This is a genomic window from Neofamilia massiliensis, assembly GCF_001299475.1.
In the GTDB taxonomy this organism is placed as follows: Bacteria; Bacillota; Clostridia; order Tissierellales; family Peptoniphilaceae; genus Neofamilia; species Neofamilia massiliensis.
In genome coordinates this window covers 212,215-238,378 of record NZ_CYUJ01000003.1, presented here as the reverse complement: position 1 = coordinate 238,378, position 26,164 = coordinate 212,215, and the positions used below count along the sequence as shown (strand labels likewise).

General features: G+C 34.6%; 18 protein-coding genes and 1 other annotated feature. Of the genes, 16 read left to right on the top strand and 2 right to left on the bottom strand.

The window, feature by feature from the left end:
* Positions 1-23: 23 nt before the first annotated feature.
* The 6 genes from BN2667_RS05585 (at position 24) to murA (ending at position 9,560) form a co-directional block, all read left to right on the top strand.
* Complete coding sequence (locus BN2667_RS05585) at positions 24-836, top strand: carbon-nitrogen family hydrolase (RefSeq protein WP_054252344.1); 813 nt, start codon at positions 24-26, stop codon at positions 834-836.
* A gap of 71 nt (positions 837-907) precedes the next feature.
* On the top strand, positions 908-2,062 hold the full coding sequence (locus BN2667_RS05580) for a M20 metallopeptidase family protein (RefSeq protein WP_054252343.1): 1,155 nt from the start codon (positions 908-910) through the stop codon (positions 2,060-2,062).
* Between the two features lie 12 nt (positions 2,063-2,074).
* A complete protein-coding gene (locus BN2667_RS05575; RefSeq protein ID WP_054252342.1) occupies positions 2,075-2,911 on the top strand; it encodes a MurR/RpiR family transcriptional regulator in 837 nt (278 codons plus the stop codon).
* Between the two features lie 186 nt (positions 2,912-3,097).
* The gene (gene leuS, locus BN2667_RS05570) at positions 3,098-5,509 is read left to right on the top strand and encodes a leucine--tRNA ligase (RefSeq protein WP_054252341.1); all 2,412 of its coding nucleotides are present in this window, start codon (positions 3,098-3,100) and stop codon (positions 5,507-5,509) included.
* 91 nt (positions 5,510-5,600) lie between these two features.
* Positions 5,601-8,168: a heavy metal translocating P-type ATPase gene (locus BN2667_RS05565; protein WP_054252340.1), complete on the top strand. Its 2,568-nt coding sequence runs from the start codon at positions 5,601-5,603 to the stop codon at positions 8,166-8,168.
* Between the two features lie 111 nt (positions 8,169-8,279).
* Positions 8,280-9,560, top strand: coding sequence for a UDP-N-acetylglucosamine 1-carboxyvinyltransferase (gene murA / locus BN2667_RS05560; RefSeq protein ID WP_054252339.1), 1,281 nt, complete (start codon positions 8,280-8,282; stop codon positions 9,558-9,560).
* 79 nt (positions 9,561-9,639) lie between these two features.
* Here the strand turns inward: murA and BN2667_RS05555 are convergent, their stop codons facing one another.
* On the bottom strand, positions 9,640-10,947 hold the full coding sequence (locus tag BN2667_RS05555; protein WP_054252338.1) for an ISL3 family transposase: 1,308 nt from the start codon (positions 10,945-10,947) through the stop codon (positions 9,640-9,642).
* A gap of 301 nt (positions 10,948-11,248) precedes the next feature.
* Between BN2667_RS05555 and BN2667_RS09355 the strand changes: the two genes are divergently transcribed.
* Positions 11,249-11,398 (top strand): hypothetical protein, encoded by a 150-nt coding sequence (locus BN2667_RS09355; protein WP_156191367.1) that lies wholly within the window; start codon positions 11,249-11,251, stop codon positions 11,396-11,398.
* Positions 11,399-11,421: 23 nt separating this feature from the next.
* Here BN2667_RS09355 and BN2667_RS05550 read toward each other — a convergent pair whose 3' ends face one another.
* Positions 11,422-12,762 carry an MATE family efflux transporter gene (locus BN2667_RS05550; protein ID WP_054252337.1) on the bottom strand — a complete coding sequence of 447 codons (1,341 nt, stop codon included), beginning with the start codon at positions 12,760-12,762 and terminating at the stop codon, positions 11,422-11,424.
* Between the two features lie 198 nt (positions 12,763-12,960).
* On the opposite strand from BN2667_RS05550, the gene BN2667_RS05545 reads away from it, so the two are divergent.
* The 9 genes from BN2667_RS05545 (at position 12,961) to BN2667_RS05505 (ending at position 26,153) form a co-directional block, all read left to right on the top strand.
* Positions 12,961-13,287 carry a hypothetical protein gene (locus BN2667_RS05545; protein ID WP_082380205.1) on the top strand — a complete coding sequence of 109 codons (327 nt, stop codon included), beginning with the start codon at positions 12,961-12,963 and terminating at the stop codon, positions 13,285-13,287.
* Between the two features lie 420 nt (positions 13,288-13,707).
* Positions 13,708-17,379, top strand: coding sequence for a phosphoribosylformylglycinamidine synthase (locus BN2667_RS05540; RefSeq protein ID WP_054252336.1), 3,672 nt, complete (start codon positions 13,708-13,710; stop codon positions 17,377-17,379).
* Between the two features lie 131 nt (positions 17,380-17,510).
* Positions 17,511-17,748 (top strand) — a binding site (T-box leader).
* A 66-nt stretch (positions 17,749-17,814) separates the two neighbouring features.
* Positions 17,815-19,395: an ABC transporter substrate-binding protein/permease gene (locus BN2667_RS09525; protein WP_054252335.1), complete on the top strand. Its 1,581-nt coding sequence runs from the start codon at positions 17,815-17,817 to the stop codon at positions 19,393-19,395.
* 9 nt (positions 19,396-19,404) lie between these two features.
* Positions 19,405-20,136 carry an amino acid ABC transporter ATP-binding protein gene (locus BN2667_RS05530; protein ID WP_054252334.1) on the top strand — a complete coding sequence of 244 codons (732 nt, stop codon included), beginning with the start codon at positions 19,405-19,407 and terminating at the stop codon, positions 20,134-20,136.
* A 184-nt stretch (positions 20,137-20,320) separates the two neighbouring features.
* Complete coding sequence (locus BN2667_RS05525) at positions 20,321-21,652, top strand: sugar ABC transporter substrate-binding protein (protein WP_054252333.1); 1,332 nt, start codon at positions 20,321-20,323, stop codon at positions 21,650-21,652.
* Between the two features lie 64 nt (positions 21,653-21,716).
* On the top strand, positions 21,717-22,112 hold the full coding sequence (locus BN2667_RS05520; protein WP_054252332.1) for a hypothetical protein: 396 nt from the start codon (positions 21,717-21,719) through the stop codon (positions 22,110-22,112).
* Positions 22,113-22,123: 11 nt separating this feature from the next.
* Positions 22,124-24,160 (top strand): ABC transporter permease subunit, encoded by a 2,037-nt coding sequence (locus BN2667_RS05515; RefSeq protein WP_054252331.1) that lies wholly within the window; start codon positions 22,124-22,126, stop codon positions 24,158-24,160.
* A gap of 1 nt (position 24,161) precedes the next feature.
* Positions 24,162-25,058 carry a sugar ABC transporter permease gene (locus BN2667_RS05510; RefSeq protein WP_054252330.1) on the top strand — a complete coding sequence of 299 codons (897 nt, stop codon included), beginning with the start codon at positions 24,162-24,164 and terminating at the stop codon, positions 25,056-25,058.
* A gap of 9 nt (positions 25,059-25,067) precedes the next feature.
* Positions 25,068-26,153, top strand: coding sequence for an ABC transporter ATP-binding protein (locus BN2667_RS05505; RefSeq protein WP_054252329.1), 1,086 nt, complete (start codon positions 25,068-25,070; stop codon positions 26,151-26,153).
* The last annotated feature ends 11 nt before the right edge of the window (positions 26,154-26,164 follow it).

Below are 26,164 nucleotides of genomic sequence, written 5' to 3'. Positions count from 1 at the left end.
TACGATAAGAAAGGAAGATATATATGACTAAAATTATTATGTTACAAACTGACATACACTTTGCAAATCCTGAAAAGAATTATGAAAATGTAGATAATTTATTTAGAAAAGCTATGAAAGAAAATCCAGAGACAGATTTGATCCTTCTGCCAGAAGATTGGAATTCAGGATTTTCGGATAAAATGTTTCACGAAATAGATAAGCATGCTGAAGATGTTAATGGACCTTCACTTACATTTTTAAGAAACTTAGCTAAAGAATTTAAAGTTTGGGTTGTAGCTGGATCTTTATCAATAAAACATGAAGATGGATTATTTAGAAATACAACCTATTTAATTAATAGAGATGGAGAAATAGTTGGAGACTACAGCAAAATGCATCTCTATAATGATATGGATGAAAATGTTGCATTTGAAAATGGATCAAAAACTGAAGTTTACGACACGGAATTTGAAAAGTTAGGATTTATGATATGCTATGACATCAGATTTCCAGAACTAGCAAGGACTTATGCTTTAAAAGGAGCGGATGCATTAATTGTTGTTTCTGACTTTCCAGAACCAAGGCTAGACCATTGGAAAACTTTACTAAAAGCAAGAGCTATTGAAAATCAAATGTATGTTGTTGCTTGTAACCGAGTAGGAGATAGCCCTATGGGAACATATTTTGGGCACTCATTAATTATAGATCCGTGGGGAGAAATTATTAGCGAAGGCACTAAAGAACAGGAAATAATTACAGGTGAAGCAGACTTTAAAGAAACTGAAAATGTAAGGAATTTAATTCATGTGTTTGATCATAGACAGCCACAATTTTATGGTGAAGTAGTAAAATAATTTAGTAAAAAATAAAGGGCAAATAATTAGATTTTGCCCTTTATATTTTCAAAGGAGATAATAAAACTAAAATGGAAAAAATTTTAAGTGATTATATAAAAAAGCAACAAAATGCTCTAAAGGATATAAGATGGGAAATACATAACAATCCTGAACTTAGTAATAATGAAATTGAGACTACAAATACTATCGAAGAATTTCTATGTGAATATGGAATTAAATTCACAAGATTTAAAAACATTCATGGTGGATATGTATTTATTGATAATAAGAAAGCAAGCAGTATAGCTTATAGGTCTGACATTGACGCTCTCCCTATAACAGAAAAAACTAATTGTAATTATTCATCAAAAAATAATGGTATTATGCATGCTTGTGGACATGACATCCATACAACTATAGCTTTAGGCTTATGTCTTGTTTTAAATAATTTTAAAGAAAAACTTGATAATAATTTTATTATAATTTTTCAACCAGCTGAAGAAAATAATCCGGTGGGTGGATCTAAAGATGTAATAAATGAAGGAATATTTAATGAATATAATATAAAAGAAGTATACGGAGCACATTGTTGGCCAAAATATAAAGTTGGAGATGTATTGGTTAGACAAGGAACTCAACAAGCATCTTCTAATAAATTTATTGCACATATAGAAGGTAAGAATTCTCATGCTGCTGAACCTCATTTAGGAATTGATGCTATAAATATATCTATTCAATTCATAGATTATGCTCTTAATAAATTGAGAAGGGAGATAAGCCCCAATGATGTATGTGTAGTATCTATAGGAAAAATGGAAAGCACAGGGAGATACAATGTTATTTCTAATAATGTATCAATAGAAGGTACTATTAGAAGTTCTAGCGAAGAAGTTAAACATTTAATATTTGATAGATTAAATTCTTATATAAGAGTGTTAAATGAATTCTATGGAACCAATAGTGTAATAGAAATAGCTGATGGATATGGCCCTGTAATAAATGATAGAGATCTAGTTAGAAAATTTATTGAAAAACAAAGTAATTATAATGATATCAATATAATAAGCGATTTTAATATGTCATTGATTGCTGAAGACTTTTACGCCTATGGGAAAGTGGCAAAATCAATGTTTGCTTTTTTAGGTTGTGGAGTAGATGAATCTCTTCATAGTGACAAATTTTTACCAGATGAAGATTTAATTTATTTTGGAGTATTAGCATTTGCAAGATATTTTATTCTATGATATATTTAATTAATGAAAATATTTAACGAAATTAATGAAAAATATAATGAAATGTCAAAATCTCATAAATTAATATCTGATTTTATTTTGAATAATAGAAACATAGTTCCTTTTTTATCTATTATAGAATTATCTGATGAATGTAGAGTTAGTACATCAACAATAACTAGATATTCTAGATTATTAGGATTTAATGGTTTTACCGAATTACAAAAGCAACTAAAGAGAGAAGTTACTACCGATTTAGTATCTTTTGAAGAAATTCGAAAATTAAATGAAAGCAATAGTAATAGCGAGAGTATTTTTAATACGATAGTAGACAGCAATATAAGGGCTTTAGAAGCAATAAGAAATAAAAAAACAATTATAGATTTAAATGAAATTACTGATCTAATGATTAAGTCTAAAGATATATATATAGTCGGTTCAAGAAGTTCAATGTCTGTAGCGTATTATCTATATTTCTTACTAAAATCAGTTAGAAAAGATACATTTTTAATTTCAAATCAAAATGATGGGTTTATAAAAGAAGTCCAATATATTGATAAAGATGATTTATTAATATCTATAAGTTATTCTAAATATACTAAGTTCACTTATAGGGTTACAGAATATTTTAAATTACAACATAGCAAAATTGTTGCGATTACTGATAGCACTGAATCACCTTTATATAATATTGCAGATAAAACTTTAATTATTAAAAATGGAGAAGAATCTTTTTCGTTTGTTTCTACTATGACAATATTAAATATTCTTGTAATGTTGTATAACAAAAGCTCTAACTTAGGGGACCAACTGTATGAAGTTCAAGACCTAGTTTCTACTTTCTTTGATGTTTATCTCTAATAAAGCATTCTGAAGCACACTTAACCAAAATAAATTTTTCATTAATATAAAAATAAGGCTAGTTTTTCTAGTCTTATTTTAATTTTTTTATAAATTCTTAGCCTATATAATTTTTTTGTAGTATAATAATAGGCAAGTTATTTTTAAATCTTAGAGAAATTTTTATTTATATATATTGGAGGCACTATGAACAAGTACAATCACGCTGATGTGGAGAAGAAATGGCAGAAGTTTTGGCAGGACAATAAGTCTTTTGAAGTTGATATTGATAAGGACAAGGAAAAGTTTTATGCCCTTGTTGAGTTTCCTTATCCTTCTGGCCAAGGTTTGCATGTTGGTCATGCTAGACCTTATACTGCCTTAGATGTTGTTTCTAGAAAAAAGAGATTAGAGGAAAAGAATGTCCTTTATCCAATGGGTTGGGACGCTTTTGGTTTGCCTACTGAAAACTATGCTATTAAAACTGGCATCCATCCTAAAAAGGTTACTGAAGATAATGTAGCTAACTTTAAAAATCAATTACAGTCTATTGGTTTTTCTTTTGATTGGTCCAAGGAAATTAATACTACTGATCCTGACTACTACAAGTGGACCCAATGGATTTTTATTCAAATGTTTAAAAAGGGCCTAGCCTATAAAAAGGAAATGCCTATTAACTGGTGTCCTTCATGCCTTTGTGGTCTTGCTAATGAAGAAGTTGTAAACGGCAAGTGCGAAAGGTGTGGGGCTGAAGTTGAACAAAAAGTTAGGTCCCAATGGATGTTAAAGATAACTGAATATGCTGACAGGTTAATTGAGGACCTTAAAGATGTTGACTACTTTGACAGGATCAAGGCCCAACAAATTAATTGGATCGGCAGGTCTATTGGTGGCCAACTTAAGTTTAACATTGCTGGCACTGAAGACTACTTAGAAGTTTTTACTACTAGACCAGACACAATTTATGGGGCGACTTATATGGTTATTGCTCCTGAACATGAAATTATTGAAAAGTATGCCGACAAAATTACAAACATTGACCAAGTTAGAGACTACAGGCACAAGGCCTCTCATCTTTCTGAGTTTGAAAGAACTGAACTTGTTAAAGACAAAACTGGAGTTGAACTTCTTGGCCTAAGGGCAATTAATCCTTTTACAAAAAAGGAAATTCCAATTTGGATTTCTGATTATGTCCTAGCTAGCTATGGAACTGGAGCGATAATGGCTGTTCCTGCCCACGACCAAAGAGACTATGACTTTGCTAAAAAGTTTAATCTTCCTATGGTCCAAGTTGTAGACGGCGGAGATATTTCTAAGGAAGCCTTTACTGATATTGAATCTGGAAAGATGATTAACTCTCCACTTTTTGACGGCCTAAGTGTTAAAGAAGCCAAGGACAAGGCCATTGAATATGCAAGGGTAAATGGTTTTGGAGATAAAAAAGTAAATTACAAACTTAGAGACTGGATTTTCTCTAGACAAAGATACTGGGGCGAACCAATTCCAATGATCTATTGTGACAAGTGCGGCTGGGTTCCTCTTGATGAAAAGGACCTACCTCTAACCCTACCAGAAGTTGAAACCTATGAGCCATCTAAAGACGGATCATCTCCAATTTCTAAAATGACTGACTGGGTAAATACTACTTGTCCATCATGTGGTGGCCCTGCCAAGAGAGAAACTGATACAATGCCTCAATGGGCTGGATCATCTTGGTACTTTATGAGATACATTGACCCTCACAACCACGAAGAGCTTGCATCTAAAGAAGCCAGAGACTACTGGTTAAATGTAGATTGGTACAATGGCGGCATGGAACATACAACTCTTCACTTACTTTATTCAAGATTTTGGTACAAGTTCTTATATGACCTAGGCATTGCTCCAACTAAAGAACCCTATGCAAAGAGAACTTCTCACGGCATGATCCTTGGTTCAAATGGAGAAAAAATGTCTAAGTCTCGTGGAAATGTCATCAATCCTAACGACATTGTGAGCGAATACGGCGCCGACACTTTAAGGACCTATGAAATGTTTATGGGCGACTTTGAAAAGTCTGCTCCTTGGTCAACTGAATCTCTAATTGGAACTAGAAGGTATTTAGACAGGGTTTGGAAACTTGCAGATAACTTAGTTGATGGAGATGAATATTCTAAGGACTTAGAAATTGAATTTAACCAAACTATTAAAAAAGTTTCTGAAGACTACGAAACACTAAAGTTTAACACTGGAATTGCAGCCTTAATGGAACTATTAAATACCATTAACAAAAAGGGATCTATAAATAAGACAGAGTTTAAAACTTATTTGATTTTATTAAACCCAGTTGCCCCTCATATTACCGAAGAGCTTTGGGAATCTTGTGGTTTTGAAGGTCACATTGTTGACCAAACTTGGCCGACTTATGATGAGGCTAAAACTGTTAGAGATGAAATCGAATATCCAGTTCAAATAAATGGAAAACTTAGAATGAAACTTCAAGCATCTAAAGACGCAAGTAAGGACGAAGTTTTAAAAATGCTTTATGAATCTCAAGAAGGCAAAGAAATCTTCGGCGGACAAAATATTGTAAAAGAAATTTTTGTTCCAGGAAAGATTATAAATATAGTTGTAAAATAAAATAAATCGAGGAGTTTAGGACTTGTGCTTAGGCTCCTTCTTTTTCGGGTAAATCCATAGTGAATAACTAGGAATTAAAAAGGTGATATAAATGCAAAAACAATTTAATGTTGAAGGAATGACTTGCGCCGCTTGTGTCTCTGCAGTTGAAAAGTCTGTGGGCAAACTTGACGGTGTAGACAAGGTTGAAGTAAATCTACTGACTAAGTCTATGGAAGTTTCCTTTGACGAAAAACAAGTAAATGATTTTGAAATCATAAAGGCAGTTGACAAGGCTGGCTACAAGGCGGAAGTTTTTAAAAAAGAAAAATCTGCTAATAATACTTCTCAGACAAATGAATCTACAGATATTTATAAAAACGAATTAGAGGACAAGGTCTTTCGCCTAAAAGTTTCCTTTCCTCTAATGATAATTTTAATGTATGTGGCCATGGGACCAATGATGGGCCTTCCAAGTCCAGGTTTTTTAGTAGGAGCAGAAAACTCGCTAATAAATATTTTTATTCAGTTTTTACTAGCCAGTCCAATTCTATTTGTAAACAAGGCCTATTTTATAAATGGCTTTAAGTCTCTTTTCAATAGAAATCCAAATATGGATTCGCTAATTGCCATTGGATCTGGAGCTTCATATCTCTATGGCATCTATGCAATTTTTATGTTGATAATCGCCTTTAGAGACCAAAACATGGACATGGTCCACAAGTTTAGCCACGATATTTATTTTGAATCGGCGGCAATGATTTTGACTTTAATAACTTTAGGCAAATACTTTGAAGCCAGGTCCAAGAGAAAAACTTCTCAAGCTATTACAAAGCTAATGGACCTTGCACCAAAAACTGCCAGAATTTTAAAAGACGGAGAGGAAATTGAAATCCCAGTTGACCAAATAAAAATTGGCGACGTCTTAGTAATTCGACCTGGAGAAAAAATTCCAGCTGACGGTAAAGTTATTAATGGCTCAAGCGCAGTTGACCAAGCCTTACTTACTGGAGAATCTCTTCCTATAACAAAAGATCTTGGTGACGATGTCTTTACTGCAACTATAAACAAGACAGGAGCTCTTGAAGTTGAAGTTACCAAGTCCCAAGAAGATTCAACTCTTGCACAAATTGTTGACCTTGTAAAGAAGGCATCTTCATCAAAGGCGCCAATTGCAAAGCTTGCTGATAAAATTGCTGGAGTCTTTGTGCCAATAGTTTTAGTAATTGCTTTAATTACTTTTATAACTTGGTCTATCCTAGGCCAAGGCTTTGAATTTGCCATGCAAATGGCTGTAGCAGTTTTAGTAATTTCATGTCCATGTGCCTTGGGACTAGCTACTCCTGTTGCAATTATGGTTGGAACAGGTAAGGGAGCGTCTTTTGGAGTTTTAATTAAATCTGCAGAAAGCCTTGAAGGTCTAGGCCATATTTCAACTGTGGTCTTAGACAAAACTGGAACAATAACTTTTGGCAAGCCTTTTGTAACTGACCTTATTTCTATAGCAGCTGACGAAAAGACTTTAATCAACTTAGCTCATGCTATGGAAAAATCATCTGAACATCCACTAGCTGAAGCTATAGTTGCCTTTACCAAAGAAGAAAAAACTTCTGACCTTGAAGTTAAAGACTTTGAAGCCCAAGTCGGTATGGGAATAAAGGCCAAGGTTAATGACAGGGAATACTTTGCTGGCAATAATAAAATTCTCGACCAGCTAGGTCTTGAGTCTGAAGAAATTTTAGCTGAGGGAAGAAGGCTGGCTGAAGAAGGAAAGACTCCTATGTACTTTGCCAATTCTGAAAGTGTTTTAGGAATAATTGCCGTAGCTGATGTAATTAAAACAAGTTCTAAAGAAGCTATTTCAAAATTAAAGGCTGAAGGCATTAAAGTTGTCATGTTAACAGGTGACAATGAAGTAACAGCCAAGGCTATAGGAAAGAATTTGGAAGTTGATCAAATAATTTCTGACGTCCTTCCTCAAGACAAGGAGGCGGCAATTTCCAGTCTCCAAGACCAGGGAGAAAAAGTTGTTATGGTAGGAGATGGTATTAACGATTCGCCTGCTTTAGTAAAGGCCGACATTGGTATGGCAATTGGAGCTGGAACTGACATAGCTATGGAATCAGCTGACATTGTCTTAATGAAAAACAATTTATTAGATGTTGTAAACGCCATTGACCTAGGCAAGGCCACCTTGAAAAACATTAAGGAAAATCTCTTCTGGGCATTTTTCTACAATGTTATAGGAATCCCAATTGCTGCTGGATTATTTTACAAAGCCTTTGGTCTAAAATTATCTCCAATGCTAGGAGCCTTGGCCATGTCTTTTTCATCAGTTTTTGTTGTGACTAATGCCTTGAGATTAAATGGATTTAAACCACTTAAAAGTCAAGATGTTTCTGATATGAAAATGGAAGACGTTCAAGTTAATAGGTCTAGGTTGACAGCAGATTTTTCTAAAAAAGAAGTAGAAGAAGTTAAAATTTTTGTAGGCGGCATGACTTGTAAGCACTGTCAAAGAAGAGTTAAGGAAGCCCTTGAAAGTCTTGACGGCCTTAGGGCCCAAGTTGACCTTGACGAAGGAGCTGCCTATATAAAAACATCTGTTAGCTATGATGAAGAAACTTATAAAAAGATAATTGAAGATGCAGGCTATGATTTCAAGGGAATGAAATTATAATCTATTATTGAAAAAAACTTTTTTATTTGATATAAATTAAGAGGGAATAAACTTCCCGTGAAAATTTTAAAATTAAATTATTTATTATAAAGATAGGACGGGGGATTGCAGTTGGAAAAACTGGTAGTTGAAAAAAGTATGAACCTAAGGGGTCACATTAGAGTTAGTGGGGCAAAAAATGCCTGCCTGCCAATTCTTGCAGCAACTCTTTTAGGAACAGAAGATATTATTTTAGAAGATGTGCCAAAACTAAAAGACGTTGAAATAATGTGTGAGGTTTTAAGGGCTCTAGGAGCTGAAGTTGAAGACCTTGGCGGTGGAGTAGTAAGGGTAAATGCAAAAAACATAAACACTTATGAAACCAAGTATGAACTAATGAGCAAGATGAGGGCATCATTTTTAGTAATGGGACCACTTCTAGGTAGGATGAACAAGGCAAAAAACTCCTTGCCAGGTGGATGTACTATTGGCGCAAGACCAATTGACCTTCACTTAAAAGGCTTTAGGGCCTTGGGAGTTGAGTGTGAAGAACACTATGGAGAAGATGACGACGGTGAAGATTCTTATATCCTAGCCCACACAGAAAATTTAGTTGGCAACAAGGTCTACCTAGACTTTCCATCTGTTGGCGCCACAGAAAATATAATGATGGCAGCAGTTTTAGCCAAAGGCAGGACTATAATTGAAAATGCAGCTATGGAACCTGAAATAGTTGACCTTTCTAACTTCTTGAGAAAGTTAGGTGGAAATATTAAAGGAGCTGGAACTAACACAATTATTATTGACGGAGTTGAAAAACTTTATGGGGCCAAGCACCAAATTATTCCTGACAGAATTGAGGCAGGAACTTTTATGGTTGCAGCAGCAATCACCCAAGGGGATGTAATTATTGACAATGTAATTCCAAATCACTTAAGACCAGTTATTTCAAAACTTGAAGAAGCTGGCTGCCAAATCGAAGAGTTTGACGAGTCAGTTAGAGTAGTAGGCCCTGAATTTTTAAAGGGCATTGACATTAAGACTTTGCCTTATCCAGGTTTTCCTACAGATATGCAGGCCCAGTTTATGGCAATGATGACCCAATGTCAGGGAACTAATACTGTAATTGAAACTGTTTTTGAAAACAGGTTTATGCACGTTGACGAGTTTAGAAGAATGGGTGCAATGATAAGTGTAGACGACAGATCTGCAACTATTAAAGGCGGGAGGAAACTTGTAGGCAATAAAGTTTATGCAACAGATTTAAGATGTGGGGCAGCTTTAATCCTAGCTGGTTTTGTAGCTGAAGGCCAAACTGAAGTTTATGACATCTATCACATAGACAGAGGTTATGAAGATATAGAAGCCAAACTCAAGGGTATTGGTGGAAATATTAAAAGAGTAAATGAATAGAATTTTTAACTAGGGCTAGAGATTTTTCTGGTTCTTTGTCAAATAGTGTTGATGAAGAGAAAAATAACTATCAAATGGCTCAGACAGAAATGTCTGGGCCATTTTCAATATACCGAAACTTTTCAAAGACCAAAATTATTCTTTTCTTGTAGTTATAGAAATTTCTATGACCAAAAGCATTTCTCTTAATAAGCTTAATCTTGTTGATTTTTCCTTCTAATGGGCCATTAGAAAGCTTGTATCTACAAGCATTTAAAATAAACTCCTCATACCTCCTACAAGTTTCAATTGCAACATTAACATAATGAGAAACCCTAGAATCAAGCTTTCTATCAAACAAAGAAGAAAGCATATCAGTATTAGAAAGCCTAATCGCAGCTAAAATATCCTGAACACACATGTAAGACTTATCTAAAACAGGATCAATATCTCTCATAAAAGAAACAATAGAAGCCTGACTCATAAAATTTATAAAAGCAGTATACCTTTGAATAAAACTAGGATGTAACTCAAACTCATTTAATAAAAACAACTTCCAATATCTCTTTAAAACCTTGTATTCCTGAGAATCACGAGCAAAACCATTCATAACAGAAATCCTAGTCCTATCCAAAGCCCGAGTAAGATTTTGAACAATATGAAACCTATCAAAAATAATCACGGCATTAGGAAAAACAGACTGAATAAGAGTAATATAAGGCTCATACATATCAATAACAACTCCCTTAACCCTTCTTCTAACCTCGATAGGATACCTTTGAAAATAAGAAATAAGCCTATGAATTCTTCTATCAGGCAAAATATCAATAACCCTTCTAGAAACAGCATCCATAAAAATAAAACTCATATTAAAATCAACACTCTTAACCGACTTAAACTCATCCATACAAATAAACTCAGGAAGAGAAGAAAAATCATTCTTAAGAGGCGGCACAGAATTCAAAACCCTTAAAACAGTAGAAGGAGAAACATGCCATCTTCTAGCAATAGACTTAAGAGAATAAACCTCCATTAAATCAATTAAGATAGCCTTTTTAAGATCATTAGACAAATTACAATAAGGATCCACAAAAGACGACTCAGCCATAAAAGAAGAACCACAATCCCTACACAAAAACCTTTGTTTCTTCAAAACCAAAAAAGCAGGCAAATTAGAAATAGGAAGAAGCCTAATCCTAGAAGACTTAAAACCATTCTTAACAATAGAATTAGAAGAATTTATAGCCCCACAACAAGGACAGAAAGAAGGCACATAAGACAAAGAAGCAAAGAAAAAATGAGAATCAACATACCTAAACTTCTTCTTAAGATAAAAATTATCAGAAAAAATAATATTATCATCTTTAATATTTAAGATATCTCTGATAGAATTAAGATTAATAGACATAACAAACCACTCCTTATTAGATTGATGATGACTATATTTTAGGAGAAAGTGTAAGTTATGTCTATTTTTTTACACTAAAAACTAAAAAATAGTGTCAATGGATATTTCCATCAACACTATTTAGTATAGAACCATTTTTCTAAGCCCTATTTTTTATTGAGGACATTTCGTTATGTGCTTTGGAATTAGGTACATTGCTTCAGCTGTGTCCCCATTTTTTTAATGAAATAACTTTAGATTTAAGATATAATATATGTAAGAGAAGTAATTGGAAGTTTTGAATTTTAAAAGGAGAGAAACTATGCCAAATTATTCTATGATGATTAAAGACTTTTATTTAACAGCTTTAAAAGTTTATGGACCGCTTACTTTAATATTTTTAGTCTTACTTTACTTTGTAATTTATTTTGCAGTAAAGAGGGCTATAAAAAAATCAGGCTTGGTAAAATAAGCCTGATTTTTTAAATGTCATTTTTAAATTTTAATTTCTGTCCACTTGCCTTGTTTAAACCTGTGTCTAAGTAAAGTGAACCTTGAAATTTGGTCTGACAAAATTCCAATCCAAATTCCATAAAGGCCAAGGTTAAAAATATTTACTGTAACTAGGGTTACTGATGAACGAATTATTGTTACAGCAATTATTCCAGCAACTAAAGTGTATTTAACATCTCCACCTGACCTTAGGCAGCCGCCATAAATGATTTGAGAAATTTGTAAAAGGACAATTACCATCATAAATCTAGTAATGATAACTCCATCTTCAATTATAGCAGGGTCTTTAAAGTATAGGCCCATAATATTTTTTCCAAAGAAAAACATTACTAGAGAAAAAATTACAGAAATCATAAAGCCAATTCTCTGACAGACATGGCCGTAAGTAATTGCTTCCTCTCTATTGCCAGCGCCTAAGGACCTGCCAGCTAGGGCAACTGCAGCAACTTGCATGCCGTCTGCAAAGGAAAATCCTAGGGACAAAATATTCATTCCTGCGTTGTGAACTGCAAAGGCTTGGGTCCCAAGTTTTGCAGCTGTAACTGCTGTAATTAAAAAACCGATTCTCATAGCAAGGTTTTCAAAAAATATATTAAAGGAAAGTTCAAAAATTGACTTAAAGGAAGCGAGAGATAATTTTATCTTGCTAGCTAAAATATATTTTATATCAACTAGGGACAGAGGATTAAAGAGAGACCTAATTGCCATAAGCATAGCTATAAATGATCCAAAAACTGTAGCAATGGCAGCTCCTCTAACGCCTAAGGCAGGAAAGCCAAAGTTTCCTTCAATTAACAAATAGTTAAAAATAATATTTACAATTGAAGATACAAGATTAGTAACAAAGGCAATTTTTGTATTGCCTGATCCTCTTTGGGCAGCGTTAATTATCATAGCAACAACATTAAAGACCATGCCTCCCATAATAATTCTAAAGTATTCAACTGAATAGACATGGGTTTCGTGGTTGGACCCAGACATTCTCATAAGTGGGTCTGCTAAACTAACTGCAATTATAGAAACTAGAAGGACCAAAACAAGGGCCAAGATAAAGGCAGTAACAAAAATTTCATTTGCTCCTTTTTTGTCTTCTTCTCCTCGTCGTCTGGCAACCAAGGCAGAAAGAGAAACGTTAATGGCTATAAAAATAATAAAGCCAATTAACTTTGGTTGAGTTGTTAGTCCAACTGATGCAATAGCATAGGGGCCTAAATTTCCAACCATCATTGTATCAATCATAGCAGCTAAGGCTATGAAAAAACTTTCTAAAACCGAGGGCCAAGCAACTTTCAAAGCCCGACTATAATATTTTTTATCTTCCATAATTTAAAACCTCATTTATAAATAAAACACTTAATTAAAATAGTACATATCTATCTTATATCTTTTAAAAATAAAATTCCAGTAAATATTAATTTAACATCACTTTGACATTTAAAATAAGAAGCTTAACTTTAAAAAAATTTGGCAATAAATATAAGGAAGAGAAAAATAAATTGTAATTAATTTTTTGGAGGGCCTATGGATATAAAAATTAGAAAAGCAAAATTAACTGATCTTGAAGATATAAAAAAAATAATAACAAAAGCCAAGACCTTTATGGCAGCCAATGGCAATCCAAGTCAGTGGGGCGGAGCTTATCCAGGAGAAGATGTTCTTATAAAAGACATTGAAGCTGGCAACTCTTATGTCTGCATCTTAGATGAAAAAGTTATTGGAACTTTCTCTTTAATCTTTGGCCAAGAAGAAACTTATAAAAAAATTTATGATGGAGCTTGGTCAGAAGATATTCCCTATGGAACCATTCACAGATTAGCATCTGATGGAAGTGTCAAAGGCCTTTCCTAAATAGTTTTTGACTATGCCAAAGACCAAATTAATTATTTAAGAGTAGATACCCACAGAGCCAATGAAAAAATGTTAGCAGCCATAGAAAAAGCTGGCTTTAAAAAATGTGGAATAATTTATGTTAAAGACGGCAGTGAAAGAATTGCCTTTGATTTTGTAAAAAAATAAAAATACAGCTACAATAAAAAATAAACTTATGCTATAATAATAGTGAAATTAATTGGGGAGAGACTTATGTTTTTATTTTCTTTTAGATATTTAAGAAAAATTTTACCACTATCTAAAACTAAGGCTTGGAGTGTCTCTTCTTTTAGCTTTAACAAAATAAGTGTAAGTATTTAGAGAACTTTATTAGTTCTCTTTTTTGTATACACTTATAAATTTGTAAGAAAGACATGTTTTATATCATGAGGAGGATGTATGAATAATAGTAGTACTTGTGTAAACAGGGTGTTTGTAAGGAGAAAAGATGACAAGAGAGAAGAAGCTTTAATTAGTGAAATCAAAGACTTCTTACACATAGACCTAGGATCTTTAAAAACCTATAGGCTCTATGACATTGAATCTTCAAAGGAAACTTTAGATTCAATTTTGTACACTGTTTTAGCAGAAAAACCAGTTGACGAAGTTTTTGTAAATGCTGATGCAAAAAAGCTTCAAGATAGCTTTGACAAATACCTTTGTGTAAACCTACTTCCAGGTCAATTTAACCAAAGAGACCAAGGTTTGTTAGATAATATTGCCTTATTTACTGGCGAAGATGTAAGGGTCAGGTCAGCTGAAGTCTATGTTTTTGAAGGCTTAAGTGACAAAGACCTTGAAAAAATTGAAGAATACTTAGTAAATCCAGTTGACAGCCAAACTATTGATCTTTCTAAGGAAGTAAAGACTTTAAAGAAAAATGCATCGGACAACTTAGAAAATCTTATTTATGATGGCTTTAGAGACTATGACGAAGAAACTTTAAAACAATTTTTAGTTGACGAAAACCTAGCTATGAACCTAGATGATTTAAAATTTTTCCAAGACTATTTTAAATCTGAAGATAGGGACCCTAACGAAACTGAACTTGCAATTATCGACACTTATTGGTCAGACCACTGCCGTCATACTACTTTTAACACCCAGTTAGAAGTAGCCTTTGATGATGTAAAAACAGACCTAGATAGAGAAATTAAAAAGGCCTTTGATTATTATTTATCTCTAAGAGAAGAATTAAAAATCGAAAAGCCAATATCTTTAATGTCTTTTGGTACAATTCTTGCCAAATATTTGAGACAAAATGACAAGCTAGAAGACTTAGAAGTTTCTTCTGAAATCAATGCTTGTTCTGTAAAAATTAAAGTCAGGGTAGAAAAAAATGGCAGGGAAGAATTAGAAGACTACTTGTTATTATTTAAAAATGAAACCCACAACCACCCAACAGAAATTGAACCTACTGGTGGCGCATCAACTTGTTTAGGTGGAGCCATTAGAGATCCACTTTCTGCTAGAGCCTTTGTTTACCAAGCAATGAGAGTTGTTGGAGCAGGAAATCCTCTTACTCCTTTTGAAGAAACTCTTGAAGGAAAACTTCCACAAAGAAAACTTGCCATTGATGCTGCCAAAGGTTATTCATCTTATGGCAATCAAATTGGTCTAGCTGCAGGTTATATGGACGAAATTTATCATCCAGGTTATATGGCCAAGAGAATGGAAGCAGGAGCAATTATGGCCTGCGCTCCAATTGAAAATGTAAAGAGAATTGAACCAACACCTGGCGATGTGGTAATTTTATTAGGTGGCAAAACTGGTAGAGATGGAATTGGTGGAGCAACTGGCTCATCTAAGTCTCACAATGTTGAATCAATTGTAACTGAATCTGCCCAAGTTCAAAAGGGAAATGCCCCTGAAGAAAGAAAAATTCTAAGATTATTTAGAAATGAAAAGGCGGCTAAGTTAATAAAGAAATGTAATGACTTTGGTGCTGGCGGAGTTTCTGTTGCCATTGGCGAACTTGCTGACGGAATTGAAATTCACTTAGACAAGGTTCCTGTAAAATATCCAGGCATGGCTCCAAAAGAAGTTGCCATTTCTGAATCCCAAGAACGTATGGCAGTAGTTGTTGGAAAAGATGACCTTGATGAATTTATAAAATTAGCTGATGCAGAAAACTTAGACGCAAGCATTGTAGCTGAAGTTGTAGACACAAACAGGATGACCATGTACCATGACGACATGCTAATAGCTGACCTATCCTATGATTTTATAAACACAGCTGGAGCAGACAGGTTCCAAAAAGTTAAGGTTAAATCTGAAGAAGTTGCTAAATCTTTAAAAGTTTCAGATACAGACCCTAAAAACTTAAAGACTTATTTAAAAGACTTAAATACAACTTCAAAGAAAAATATTATAGAATTATTTGACGGCTCAGTAGGCAGGGCAACAGTCCTAGCTCCACTTGGTGGTAAAAAACAAACAGTTCCAATCCAAGCTATGGCAGCAAAGATTCCAGCCCTAGAAGGAAATGTAAATACAGTTTCCCTAATGTCCTATGGTTTTAACCCATATCTTTCTGAAGAATCTCAATTCCTAGGAGGCTACTATGCAGTAATCGAATCTCTAGCAAAGTTAGTAGCAACAGGATCTGACCTAGATAAGATCAGACTTTCCTTCCAAGAATTTTATCAAAGACTTTCATCAGAAGAATCTTGGTCCAAGCCATTAAAATCTTTACTTGGTGCCTTAGTTGCTTCAGCACACTTTGACGCTCCACCAATTGGAGGTAAGGACTCAATGAGTGGAACCTTTGAAGACATTGACGTTCCGCCAACACTAATTTCCTTTGCTGTAACAACAACAGACATAGAAAACATTTTGTCTCCAGACTTTAAAGGCAAGGGCAAGTTAGGTTTAGTTGAAGCCCAATATGACAAAAACGGCTTACTTGACTTAGATAAATTAAAAGACAACTTTGAAAAATTACACGCAGATATTAAAGCAGGAAATATTTTAGCTGCATCAACAATTACCCACAAGGGAACTCTTCCACAAATTTATGAACAAGCCCTTTATCAAACAGGCTTTGACATAAAACTTGATGACTTGTATTCACCAAAATACGGATCCTTTATAGTTGAGTACCTTGAAGACAGAGACTTCATTAAAAACATCGGTAGCTTTGCTGACAAGATGATAGTAAATGGCGTAACCTTAGATGAAGAAGACTTAGAAAAGGCCTATTTAAATACCCTTGACCCAGTTTTCCCTAGCGAAAAAGTTTCTGAAGCTAAAGATTTAACTAATGCTGAAGTTGAAAGAAAACTTCACTCAACAAAGAAGACTGACAGACCAAGAGTATTAATTCCAATTTTCTACGGAACAAATGGAGAATACGACTTGACCAAGGCCTTTGAAGAAGAAGGCGCTGAAGTTGTGACCCTTGTTTATAAAAACAGGACCCAAGAAGAACTTGAAGCCTCAAAGTTAGCCCTTGCTGAAGAAATTAAAAAAGCACAAATCCTAGCTATTCCTGGTGGAGCAGTTACAGGAGATGAGCCAGATGGAGCAGGCAAGTATATAGCAAATATTTTAAAGAAATCTGAAGTTAAAGAAGCTATTGAATATCTCCTTGAAGAAAATGACGGCTTAATTTTAGGACTTGGTAACGGCTTCCAAGGTCTAGTTAAGTCAGGACTTCTTCCTTATGGAGAAATTAGAGACCAAGAAGAAAGTGATATGACAATTTCCTTTAACTCATCAGGCAACTTTGTTTCAAGACTAGAAGAAATTGAAATTAAAACAACTAATTCACCTTGGTTAAAGAATTTTGAAGCAGGCAAAACTTATAAGACTCCAATAGCCCACTACGATGGCAGACTTGTCGTTTCAGAAGAAATCTTAAAAGAACTTTTAGAAAACGGCCAAGTTGCTTCAGTTTATAAGACAGCTGTCAATGGATCTTCATACAACATTGAAGGCCTAATTTGCAAGTGTGGAAAGATCTACGGCAGAATGGGTCATCCAGAGAGAAATGAAAAAGACTTATTTAAAAACATTGAAGGTGTAGAAGAAAATAATATTTTCAAAGCTGCAGTAGAATACTTTAAATAAAAGTTAAATTGAGAAAACCTTGTTAATCGCAGGGTTTTCTTTTTATTAAAGAGAAATTTTGCAGATTAATTTAAGTATTTTTAAAAATTTTCCTTGACAAGTGAAAAAAGTTTTGCTAAAGTGTTATTTAATTAAATGCTTTGATAAGAAGATTAGCCCTATGATATATTTACAGAGAGTCTTTGGTGGTGAGAGAAGATAATGTTAGTAGGAGTGAAAAAAGACTTGGAGCAGCAGCCTGGATTTTTGATAAGTTGTCGGGACTTCCCGTTATAGAAGGAGAGTATGATAGTACTTGATAAGGTTTAAGGTGTGAACTTTAAATAAATATGGGTGGTAACACGGAAATTTTAACGCTCCGTCCCTAGTTGGAAACAACAGGGATGGGGCTTTTTTATATTCAGTATTGTCATAAATAAATTTAAGGAGAAAAAAATGAGAAGAAGAATTGTAAATTTGATTTTAGTTTTAGGAATTTTACTTCCTAGCATCTTTGTCTTTTCAAGTCCAGTTGAAGCAGAGGAAGACACAATAAGAATAGGCCTTGAAGCAGCCTATCCACCATTTAATTGGACTCAAAAAACTGCAGACAATGGAGCCCTTCCTATTGAAGGATCAAATGAATATGCCAATGGCTACGATGTTCAAATGGCGAAAAAAATTGCCAAGGTCCTAGGCAAGAAGCCAGTAATTATTAAAATTGAATGGGACGGTCTTGTTCCAGCTTTAACATCAGGACGAATTGACTTAATAATGGCTGGCATGAGTCCAACAGCAGAAAGGGCCAAGCAAATTGATTTTTCAGATGGCTATTACCAGTCAGACTTGGTTATGGTTGTAAATGCAAAGGGACCTTACGCCGACGCAAAGGTTCTAGAAGATTTTTCTGACGCGGACATTGTCGCCCAGCTAAACACCTTCCACGATACAGTTATAGATCAAATTCCTGGCGTCAACCATCTTGAACCAATGTCAGACTTTTCAATTATGAGAGTTGCAGTTCAAACAGGAAAAGCCGACGGCTATGTAGCAGAAAGACCTGAGGCCATGGCAGCAGCAAGGGCAGGAGTTGGCCTAAAAATGGCTGAACTTGATCCAGGTTTTGAAACCAGTCCAGAAGATACACAAATTGCCATTGGAATAAAAAAAGGCAGTCCCCTAAGAGACCAGCTTAATGAAATCTTAGCTACAATTTCTCAAGAAGAGCGAATGGATCTAATGGACGAAATGAATATCCTACAAGACAAGGACGATGACGACAGAGATGGCCTAGAAAGATTTTTATCTAATATGAAAAATATTTTCGTAGAAAACAAGGACAACTTTTTAAGGGGAACAGCCTTTACAATAATTATTTCCTTTGTTGGAACAGTCCTAGGACTTGTAATTGGACTAATAGTTGGAATTATAAGAACAATTCCACCGTCTCTTAACAAGGGCAAAAACTTTTTCTTGAACTTGTTAAAAGTTCTAGTAAACATTTATGTCCAAGTTCTAAGGGGAACGCCAATGATTGTTCAATCGGTTTTAGTTTATTTTGGCCTCTTACAATTTGCTGGCATAAACTTATCGCCAATGGAAGCAGCCTTTTTAGTTGTATCAGTTAACACAGGTGCCTATCTTTCTGAGGTTGTTAGAGGAGGAATAAATTCTATTGACTCAGGTCAATTTGAAGCAGCAAGTTCATTAGGTATGACTCATTTTCAAACAATGACCCAGGTTATCCTTCCACAAACTTTAAAAAATATAATTCCATCAATTGGCAACGAGTTTATTGTAAACATAAAGGACACATCAGTTTTAAATGTAATTGCAGTTAACGAATTGTTCTTTACAACCAAGTCAATTGTCGGCGGCAATCTAATGTATTTTGAAACGTATTTTATAACTTCATTAATCTACTTGACTTTGACTCTGTCTATAGCCTATCTTCTTCATTTAGTTGAAGAAAGACTAGCAGATCCAGGTTCATATTCAAGGGTTAACAAAACCGACGTAATGAGAAGCGCAAATTAGGAGAGAAAAATGGAAAATATAATTGAAATAAAAAATTTAAAAAAATCTTTTGGCTCCAAAAAAATACTAAAGGGCCTATCCTTAAATTTAGAAAAGGGCCAAGTTGTAAGTTTAATTGGCCCATCAGGATCAGGTAAGTCAACTTTTCTAAGGTGTATTAATCTTTTAGAAAGACCTGACTGTGGAGAAATTATTTACAAGGGCGAAAATATTTTACAGGGAGATTTTAAAACAGCTGACTTTAAAGGAAAACTTGCCATGGTCTTCCAAAACTTTAATCTCTTTAACAATATGAGTGTTTTAGATAATTGCACCAAGGCGCCAATAAAAGTTTTAAAAGCATCAAGAGAAGAAGTTGAAGAAAAGGCCATAAAAAATTTAGACCTAGTTGGCATGGGAGACTTTATTAAGGCAAGACCTAGTCAACTTTCAGGTGGCCAAAAACAAAGGGTAGCAATTGCAAGGGCCTTAACTATGGATCCAGATATAATTTTATTTGACGAGCCAACTTCAGCCCTGGATCCAGAAATGGTTGGAGAAGTTTTGTCTACTATTAATAATCTAAAAGACCTAGGTCTAACAATGTTAATAGTTAGTCACGAAATGGACTTTGTTAGAAGGGTTTCAGATAAAATAATATTTATGGACCAGGGGAAAATTTTAGAAGAAGGAAGTCCAGATCAAATATTTACTAGTCCTAAGTACGATAGAACCAGACAATTTTTAAATGTAAATTTATAGGCAAAAAGGGTGGAGACCAAGGCTCCATCCTTTTTTAATATTTAAGTGTTTTACTTATATACTTTGATATTTTATATCATTTCTATTGACTTTAAATTAAAATTTAGGGTATTATATACTATAACAATGAAAGCGTTTATTTGAAATTTAAAAATAAGCAGCTTTAATATAAGGAGGAAAATATATGAAAAAATTTAAAGGACTTATAGCTTTAATTTTAGTCTTAGCTGTAGTTCTAACTGCTTGTGGAAAATCATCTACAGATAAGCCAGCTGACAATGGAGAAGCAACTCCAGCAGCAGGTAGCTTAAAGGGTGAAATTTCTGTTCAAGCTGAAACTGATTGGATGGATTATTACCAAGCGGCAGCAGACAAAATTATGGAAGCTAACCCAGATGCAAAGATCAACATTATTGAAGTAGGAGCCTTTGACCACCTAGATACTCTAGATGCAACTGATGCTCTTAACGAAGACGTAGCTGACCTTTTTGCTATTCCAGCTGATAGATTATATGGCCTAAACGATGCCCAAGTTTTAAATCCAATTGATTCAGAAGCCTTGGCAGCAGAAATAGGAGGCTGGGACGATTTTACAGCAGGTCTTGGTGGCCAACTTAAAATCGATGACGAATATTTAGCCTTCCCATATAATATTGAAACTTTAATCACTTATGCTAACAAGGCCAACGCTGAAGCTACTGGCGTAGACTTATCAAAGGCAGTTGACCTAAATGCAGGACCTAATGAGTCTACAGTTTTAATACCAATTTTTGATGCTTGGTTTGGAGTTGCATTAACAAATGCAGCCAACATTGAACTTTTAGGCATGGATGAAAATGGAAACTTTTATTCTGACCTTACTAAAGAATATGCAGACCTAAGCTCTGACCAACAAGCAGTTATTGCAGCTGTTTATGATTACTGGAAGGTCCACAACGATGCTGGAACTGCCTTATTTGACGCAGATGCTGGCTGGGGTTATATTGACGACTCTTTTAGAACTGGATCAGAAGGCGTTATTAGACTAGCCGGACCTTGGGAACAAGCAACCATGAACGAGCTTGCAGGAGAAGACCTAGTAATTGATTCTATTGACAAGATTACTGTTGCCGGCAAACCACTAGCTCACTGGAAGGGCGGCTGGGGATTTGCAATTAATTCTAGAAATGAAAAGGACCCAGACAAGATTCAACTTTGTTATGCAATGATCAAGGAACTAGTAAATCCAGACAATGCTGTAGAATTATTTAAGGCTACTGGAAAGATCCTTGAAAATGCCAATGCTGATGTTTATAAAGACTCAGACCTATCCGACACTCAAAAAGAAATTATAGAAGCAGCTTATGCATCTTATGCAGATGCACCATATAGACCACTTTTCTCTGAATGGGGTAAGGTTTGGGATACATGGAAAAATGCTGTTCTTTCTTGGAACAGTGTTAAGCCAGCAAGTGTAGAAGACGCCTATGGCGAACTAAAAGCATCCTTTGATGCAATGATGGCAAACTTTAAATAATTTATAAAAGTTAGTGGGGGAACTTAGGTTCCCCTCTTACATATAAGTATGTACAGGATTAAAAATGAAAAAAATCAACAAAAACCTCAGCTATATTTTAATAGTATCCCTAGCAATAATTCTTTTATCCTCTCTTGAAGCCCTTATTACAGCTAAAAGCTCAGAGGCCTTTGAACTTTTTAAGGCAGCCTACCCAGGAAGTCAGGGAAGTGACTACCTTAGCTTTGTGCTAGTTTATTACCTATCAAATATCATTGAACCTATTATTCTTTCAGTTTTTTTATTTTTGACCTTTGACAAAATTAAAATCAAGGGCATCCACAAGCTGGTTTTTGCTGGCATAGTTTTAGTGAGAATACTGAGATTGATCTTTTCTTTTAATATAGCTTCAATATTTTTTTATATTATTTTAGCCTTGTATGTTGTTTTATTTATTTTACTTGTAAGATACGAAAATTAATGGAGGAAGTTATGAGATATGAAAAAACTTTAATAGACGAGATTGGCAACTCCCATCCTAGAAAAAATCTCTATCTATTAGATTTGGCTCAGGCATCTGGAGAAGACTTTGAAAAAATAAAGAAAAATAGGGACTCCCACCCTTATATTATTGAATATAAAAAATATAAGGACCAGGAGAAGGATTTTCTATCTGATCTAAAAAAGCAAGTAGCCAGCTTTGAAAAGTCATCTAAGGCTGTAAAGGAAATCAAAGCCTTAGAAGTTGAGTTTTTTATAGCAGAAAAAAAATTAGATTTTTATAAGCCCTATGTAGACTTAGACTATGATGCCCAGCTAGAGTATGAAATTTCTGCCCACAAGCTTAGGCACATACCAGATATAATAGACAACCACAAAAATCTATCTAAGCTTTTAAAGGAAAAGAAGGAAGCCCTAGCTAAAATAGATGCAAAAGAAGTTGCAAAAAAAGAAGCAGAAATAAAAGCCTATAAGGAAGCTAGAAAGGCAGACCTTGAAAAAGAAATTTTAGAAATTAAGGCCAAGGAAAAATCAGGTTTAATTTCTCAAAAGGCCTACAACAACGAGGTAAAAATAGCCAAGACTAGGGCCAAGGAAGACGTCTTAGTTTATTCCTATGAAAATCCAAAAAAATCCCTGGAAGAGGAAATTGAAAATATTAATCACCACCTTAAGCTAGATACAAAATCTATGATCAAGGTTATGAAGTCAGATATAGCTGACACAAAGAGAAAAATTCCAGAAGAAATAGAAAAAAGTTCTTTAATTAACACTATAATTGGCGCCCTTGTACCTGGTCTAGGTCAACTGTTAAACAAGCAGCCAGTTAAGGCAGGTCTATTTTTCTTAGGCTCTCTCTATATTTATTTTCTTGCTATCCCTTATTTTTTAGGTTTTGGCAATTATCAAGGCGAGGGCTTCTATGGTCTAATTTCACTGGCCCATGATGGAGCTAGAATGGACAGGTCTATTATCTTTATGATAGAGGGAATAATTTCAATTTTACTAATATTAATAGCAATATTTTTATTTGTCTTTTCCTTTGTAGACGTCTATAGGACTGAAAAGAAAAATATTAAAGGAGTTAGGGTAAACACTTGGTTTGAAACTAAGCAGACTTTAAACAGAGAAGGCTTTCCATATTTGGTTTCTATACCAGCCTACTTGTTAATAGCCTTTATAGTTTTGATTCCAATAGTGACCACACTCTTAATATCCTTTACTAATATGGATCCAGACCACCAAAATAAATTTTCTTGGATTGGCCTAAGTAATTATGCCCTTATTGCCAAGGGTGAGGGGGTAGCTGGAGGAGCCTTTTGGCTAATTTTAAGGTGGACCATTGTATGGACTCTAGGAGCTACTACTTTGGCCATAGCTATTGGTTTTATTTTAAGCTTACTTGTTAACCAAGACAGAGTTAAGGGCAAGAAAATTTTCAGAACTATTTATCTACTACCTTGGGCTGTGCCTGCCTTTATAACCATTATGTTCTTTTCTCTAATGGTATCTAGAGGTGGACCTTTGACAGATGTAATAAATTCTACCTTTAATGTCAATGTTGATATAAAAAACTCAACCCAATTAACAAGGCTGAGCCTAATTTTATTACAAGGCTGGTTGGGATCTTCTTATATCTTCTTATTGTCAACTGGAGTTCTTCAAGGAATTCCAAAAGACCTTTATGAGGCAGCTGAAATTGATGGGGCCAAGGGATTTCAACAGACCTTGCGAATAACTATTCCCCTAGTTTTATATCAAACAGCACCTCTACTAATAAACCAGTACACCTTTAACTTTAATAACTTTTCAATAATTTATTTGTTTAACAGAGGTGGACCGTTTTTCCCAACCCTTTATGGTAATTTAGCTGGATCTTCAGACTTGTTAATTTCTTATATTTATAAGCTAACTATAGAAAACCAGTACCAGGGTATTGGGGCAGCAATAACCATAGTAATTTCCCTAGTCATAATGTTTGTTTCATTTTTAGGCTACAGGAATACTAAGGCCTTTAAGGAGGATTAAGATGTTTAAGAAAAAGAAAAAAGATTCCCAACTTTATTTGTCTGACAAACAGCCTCTTACAGGAGTGGGCAAGGTCTTACTTGTTATTTCTTATGTCATTATGATAATTTGGGCCTTTGTTATTCTTTGGCCCCTATCAGTGATGGTAGTATCTTCATTTAATGGCAACCAAGGAAGAAACATTTCTCTAAACTCTGAATTTGTCTTCTCCTTAAAGAATTTTCAGTATCTTTTTGAAGAAACCTACTTTTTATATTGGGTGAGAAATACTATTTATATAGCAATTCTAACGGCGATAATTACCTTACTAATTGTCTCCTTTACAGGCTATGCCTACTCAAGGTTTAGGTTTAGGGGAAAGAAGATGAGTCTACTTGCAATTATGCTAATCCAAACAATCCCAACCTTTGCAGGTATTACAGCCTACTATGCTATTCACTCAATTATCTCTGGAGTCCTTCCAGTTTTTTCGAGAAGGTTTATGTTAATTTTAATTTATGCAGCAGGAGGGATAGCTTCTAATACCTTTATTTTAAAGGGCTATATAGATTCAGTATCTACAGAGCTAGACGACGCTGCTAGAATAGATGGCTGTAACAATATGCAGGTTTACAGGTTAATTATTATGCCTATAGCAAGGCCAATGCTTGCAATTATTGCCCTTTGGTCTTTTATAGGACCCTTTATGGATTATATGCTACCAAGTATTCTACTGACAAATCCAAAAAATTATACGCTGGCAACAGGACTCTTTACTTTAATTAACGACGTTAGGACCATGAATCAACCTGCCTTTGCAGCAGGAGGTTTGTTGACAGCTATTCCAATAATAATCTTATTTATTTCCTTGCAAAAGGAATTAGTATCAGGACTATCTGCAGGATCAGTTAAAGGCTAGGAGGAAAAAGTGAAAGTTGAATTAAAAAATATCGGCAAGAAGTACGAAGGACGAGAAAACTTCACCATTAGAAATATAGATTTGCTTATAGATGACCAAGAATTTTGCGTAATATTAGGGCCTTCTGGCTGTGGAAAGTCAACCCTTTTACGTATGATTGCAGGGCTTAACTCTATTACCGAAGGTGAGCTTTTATTTGATGGCAAGTTAATGAACAAGGTTGACCCATCAGACAGGGATATAGCCATGGTTTTCCAATCTTATGCACTATATCCTCATATGACAGTTTATGAAAATATGGCCTTTTCTCTAAAGATGAAAAAAGAGAGAAAAGAAGTCATCCATCAAAGGGTATTAGAAGCGGCCAAGGTCTTACAAATTGAAGACTATCTTTATAACAGGCCATCTGATATTTCAGGCGGCCAAAGACAGAGAGTTGCTTTGGGCAGGGCCATGGTTAGAAAACCTGGAGTATTTTTAATGGACGAGCCCCTATCAAACCTAGATGCAAAACTTCGTGAACACATGAGAGTTGAACTAGTAAGGCTCCATAAGCAACTGGGAACAACATCTATTTATGTAACCCACGACCAAACTGAAGCAATGACTATGGCAACAAAAATTGTTCTCTTAGACAAGGGAAAGGTCCAACAAGTAGGCAAGCCTGAAGAATTTTATAACAGACCAGAGAATCTTTTTGTAGCCCAATTTATTGGGTCACCAACTATTAATATTTTTGAGGGTAAGATGAAGGACAATAAATTTGTTTCTGACTCAGGAGTAATAATTGTAGACCCAAGGGATGAAGACAAGGAAAAGTTAAAGGCCTATGAAGGGAAAAAAGTGGTAATGGGCATTCGCTCTGAAAGATTTTTATCAAAAAAAGAAGATAAAAATTCCTTTGTTGCTAGAATTGATGTAATAGAAAACCTAGGTAAGGAAAAACTTCTCTATACTGTCCTTGAAGATGGCAATGAATGTGTAATGAGTGTGCCAGGCCACTATGAATATGCAGTAGATGAAAAGCACAACTTTACCTTTGACCTAGAAGCCTTACACTTTTTTGATGGAGAGACAACCCTTAGAATAAATTAGTAGGTAAAAAT